Origin of the sequence: Pseudomonas sp. (genome assembly GCF_026224925.1) — a bacterium.
GTDB lineage: Bacteria > Pseudomonadota > Gammaproteobacteria > Pseudomonadales > Pseudomonadaceae > Aquipseudomonas.
In genome coordinates this window covers 1-3,901 of the sequence record NZ_JAMFRV010000206.1, presented here as the reverse complement: position 1 = coordinate 3,901, position 3,901 = coordinate 1, and the positions used below count along the sequence as shown (strand labels likewise).

Here is a 3,901-nt window from a genome sequence, read left to right as displayed (position 1 = left end):
ATCAATGATCGCGATTCGCTTCACCTTAAGGGTTTGGACCACGTATTTACCCATCACACCGCCCTGCTGGGTGTCGGACGTCATCATCCGAAACGTCGTCTTAAACCCTTGACGTGTGTAGGCGGGTGCCGTTGCCGTAGAAATTTGAGCAATGCCGGCGCGCGAATAAATGGCTGAGGCGGGAATTGTCACGCCCGAGTTGAAGTGCCCGATCATTCCCTTGATACCGTCGTCTACCAACTTCTGCGCAACCACCGTTCCGGTTTTTGGATCAGCCTGATCGTCAAGGCTCTCAAGCGTGAACCTGGTTTCCTTTCCGTCCACTTTAGGCTTCGTTGCGTTGAAGTCGTCCAGCGCGAGCAACACGCCCGACTGGAAATCCTTCCCGTACTGAGCCTGAGCGCCGGTCATTGGGGCGGCAAGCCCCAACAAGACATTCTGGGTCTCCGCGTGCGCGCTTGCGACAAGACCCAGTGCGCTGATTGAAGCAGCTGCTATCAAGGAAAATCGAGTGTTCATTTTTGGAGTCTCCGGAAGTTTTGTCATTTCGACCAACAGTTGCCTTTCAATCTCTATTTTGGATCCAGGATACGTTATGAAAATCAATGATGCCGCCCGTGGTCAATCATGTCAATTGGATTGTTGAAAAACCACCGCTTGGCGACCGGCGCTGCCAGCCGCGTACTCGGAAAACTTAGACGTGCTCCAGATCACCGCTGTTCGTACCATCAAGTTGGAGCGCTTCGCGGGATGCTTCCAACGGGATGACCGCGAGCTGAGCAAATATGTAGGCCAGCTCGATGCGCGCTTCGTCATAGTGCCCCGCACCATCAAGGAGATTGAGCGAGCCCATAACGATTCCTTGCTTACGGATCGGGATGTTCAACACACTCTCACAGCCGATTGACCACAACACCTCGTAATCAGAGAAGACCGACTTAATGTCCTCGCGCGTTGCCCCGCGAAAAATCCTTCCGTCTTCAAGCACCTGCTTCGTCCAGGCGCTCCTGGTCACACGCTTTCGGCCACCCACCGGGTTGATTTGCTGCTGCGTGCTATACACACGACCCAGCAGCCCGCTCGAAGCGTCGTACGCGAGCACCGTGAAAAGTTTGTGGCCAAACACATCCTGCAAGCCACGATCCAACTCTTTCCAGAAGGTCTCAACCGCTTCGCCCCGATGCAATGAAAATGCTAGCGAGCTAATGGTCGACATCGAACGGGCTTCAATCATATCTACACCCTCGCCTTCGCTGCTGGGAGGCTTCCAGCATGCTCGTCACCGACACCGTATTCATCCGCCGTGATCTGTTCCAGCGTTTTTCCGCTCGTTGACACGCCAAGAAAGATCACTGCGAGGGCTCCGACCATCAAGATAACGGTGGTCATTCCAAATACGCCTGCAAAGCCCCAGATCGGATAGATGTAACCCACCAGCATTGGCGAGCAGATCGCGCCGATTCGGCCAAACGCGGACGCCGTTCCCATGCCCGTAGCCCTGAGATGCGTCGGGAAGACTTCGGGCGTATAAGCATATTCACCAGCATTCACACCGTTCATCGCGAACGACATGAAGATGGACGCGCTCACGACGGCAGTGTCGCCCTGCGCGTACGCCAACCAGATGCCGGCGAGGCAGGCAAGACCCATATAGGTGACGATCGTCGCCTTGCGGCCAATCTTCTCGCAGAAGAAGGCAGAAGAGTAGTAACCCGGAATTTGCGCCAAATAAATCAGGATCGACACGGAGAAGCTCTTCGTAATTGTCATGCCGCTCGCCACCAGCAGACCCGGGATCCACACGAAGAATGCGTACGAGCAGAAAGTGACGGCGAGCCACAAACACCAGGACATGGCAGTCGTCCTGGCGAGAGGCGGCTTCCAAAGAAGCTTCAGATTGCTAAAGAAAGACCCCGGCTCCCGAGCCTCGAAAATGTACCCGGGGACCGGAACAACCGGCGGCAGTGTCACGCCAGAGCGTTCAATACGACGTTCGATGTCGGAGACAACTGCATCCGCTTCGTCGTGCCGCCCACGCATTTCCAACCAGCGCGGTGATTCGTGCAACGAACGGCGCCACCACAGCAGAACGACGACGGGCAATGAGACGATTACCAGCGAAATGCGCCAACCTTCGGGGCTGAGGGAATCACAAAGTAGCCAATCAGTGCTGCGGCAACGAAGCCGAAGGAGAAAAATCCAGCGAGTGCGCCAGTGAAAGCGCCGCGATAGCGGTTGCTCACAAACTCGACAAGGAAGGGGGCGATGATTGCGCCTTCAGCACCCATGCCGATGCCCGAGATCGCGCGCAGCAGAGCAAATGTGTGCCAGTCATTTACAAACGCATTGGCAAACGTAAGCACGCAGAAAAACGTCAGCGCCCACATCATGACGACCTTGCGACCGAATCGATCGCCAAGCAATCCGGCAAATAGCGCACCCACTAAAAAGCCTACGTAGGTGCTGCTGCCGAGGATGCCAGTTTCAAAACTGGTCAGGTGCCACTTAACGCGTACCACGGGAAGAATAAAAGCGATGATGCCGGCATCAACTGCTTCAAACATGAACCCCAGACCGCCCATGATGAGCAGTATGAGGTGGAAGCGGCTGAACGGGAGCCGCTCAAGCCGCGCTGCTATTGGTGACATAAAGACTCCGCAGTGAAGGAATCGCTGAACAATTTTGAACAGCGACTACCGGGCCAATCATTAATGCGTCCAATATCTTGGATCCAAAATCCCGTGTCAAGCCAAGTGTGTCTTATAGCGCTTTTAAGCGGGTAAACCCTTATCAATCAAAGGCTTTTGGAAAAGCCGGCCTTTGTGCAGCAAATCTTCATACTAAAACGTGTGACGCACGCCAACACGAACAGCGACCTGGTTTGCGGTGCTTGAGGGCGTCAGAAATGACAGCGCAGCGACTGCCTGTTTGCCTGTCGAATCCGTGCCGATTGCATGCTCCCAGGCGGTGATGACGTAAAACAAAGTGCGCTTCGAGATCGAATACTCAGTGCCGAAATTTACCTGGCTATATTTCGCGGTTTGAGCTTTCGTATAGTCGTACGAGACACCCATCAACCACGCTGGTGTGATGTTATAGGTGCCAAGAGCCTCGAAGTTATTGAAGGTCGCAGTCCCCGAAAAAGGCGTCGACGATGTGCGAATGACGTCTTCAAAGCGGGTATTGGTGTAAATAAATCCGAGCTGTGCCGCCCCGATTTTGTAGTTCACCCCGGCCCCTGCCACTTGCAAGGTCTGAGCGGAGGTATATCCGCTAAAAGTTGGATTCGTGATTGGATTGACGAACGTCGTGCCGGCAACCGGATTCGCCGTGGCATCGTAGATGGATGTACTCGGGTTCCTTACGCGCGAAAACACAGCGCTTGCGCTGAGTGCGTTATAGCCATAGCTGACGCTCACTGATTCCTTGCGGCCATTAGCGAAATCGCCCGCCACCCCACCTAAGCTGAACAAAGCCGATACCTTTAGGCCCGCGTAGACTGGCGACACATATTTGATCGAATTGCTGAGCGAGTAATCGCCCCACATGTTGTCGACGTCTGCCGCATGCGTGCCCAGAATGCCGGCGAATTTGAGGGCGCCCGACAGCGGAAGCAAGGAATCCAGCACGAGGTCATATTGCCGCCCGAGCAGGATCGATCCAAAGGGACTGCCAAGACCCACATAGGACTGCCTCCCGAACTCGCGGCCGCCGTTGTTGAACTTCCCGGTATTCACATCGAAGCCATTTTCAAGGCGCGCCACCGCACTGTAGCCGCCCCCCAGGTCTTCGTTCACGAAAAAGCCCCACTTGCTGCTCCCCAACGCTCCATTGGATGCCTGGTAAGCCTGGTGACCTCCTTGATTGTTGGTAAAGGTAACGCCATCGTCCACGACGCCGT

The 3,901-nt window shown here is 55.0% G+C and carries 5 protein-coding genes; all 5 read right to left on the bottom strand.

Features of this window, described 5'->3' with window-relative positions:
• On the bottom strand, positions 1-519 hold a 519-nt coding region (locus tag M0974_RS08905; protein ID WP_297835451.1), incomplete at its 3' end, for a branched-chain amino acid ABC transporter substrate-binding protein.
• 175 nt (positions 520-694) lie between these two features.
• Entirely contained in the window at positions 695-1,234 is a 540-nt protein-coding gene (locus M0974_RS08900; RefSeq protein ID WP_297835449.1) for a GAF domain-containing protein, read from the bottom strand.
• Positions 1,235-1,236: 2 nt separating this feature from the next.
• The gene (locus M0974_RS08895; protein WP_297835447.1) at positions 1,237-2,103 is read right to left on the bottom strand and encodes an MFS transporter; all 867 of its coding nucleotides are present in this window, start codon (positions 2,101-2,103) and stop codon (positions 1,237-1,239) included.
• 8 nt (positions 2,104-2,111) lie between these two features.
• Positions 2,112-2,648 (bottom strand): MFS transporter, encoded by a 537-nt coding sequence (locus M0974_RS08890; RefSeq protein WP_297835445.1) that lies wholly within the window; start codon positions 2,646-2,648, stop codon positions 2,112-2,114.
• 192 nt (positions 2,649-2,840) lie between these two features.
• A partial coding sequence (locus M0974_RS08885; protein WP_297835442.1) for a porin occupies positions 2,841-3,901 on the bottom strand: 1,061 nt, incomplete at its 5' end.

Excerpts from the sequence above, each read along its gene's own strand:
- M0974_RS08890 (WP_297835445.1), bottom strand. The coding sequence starts at position 2,648 with ATGTCACCAATAGCAGCGCGGCTTGAGCGGCTCCCGTTCAGCCGCTTC.
- M0974_RS08900 (WP_297835449.1), bottom strand. The coding sequence starts at position 1,234 with ATGATTGAAGCCCGTTCGATGTCGACCATTAGCTCGCTAGCATTTTCA.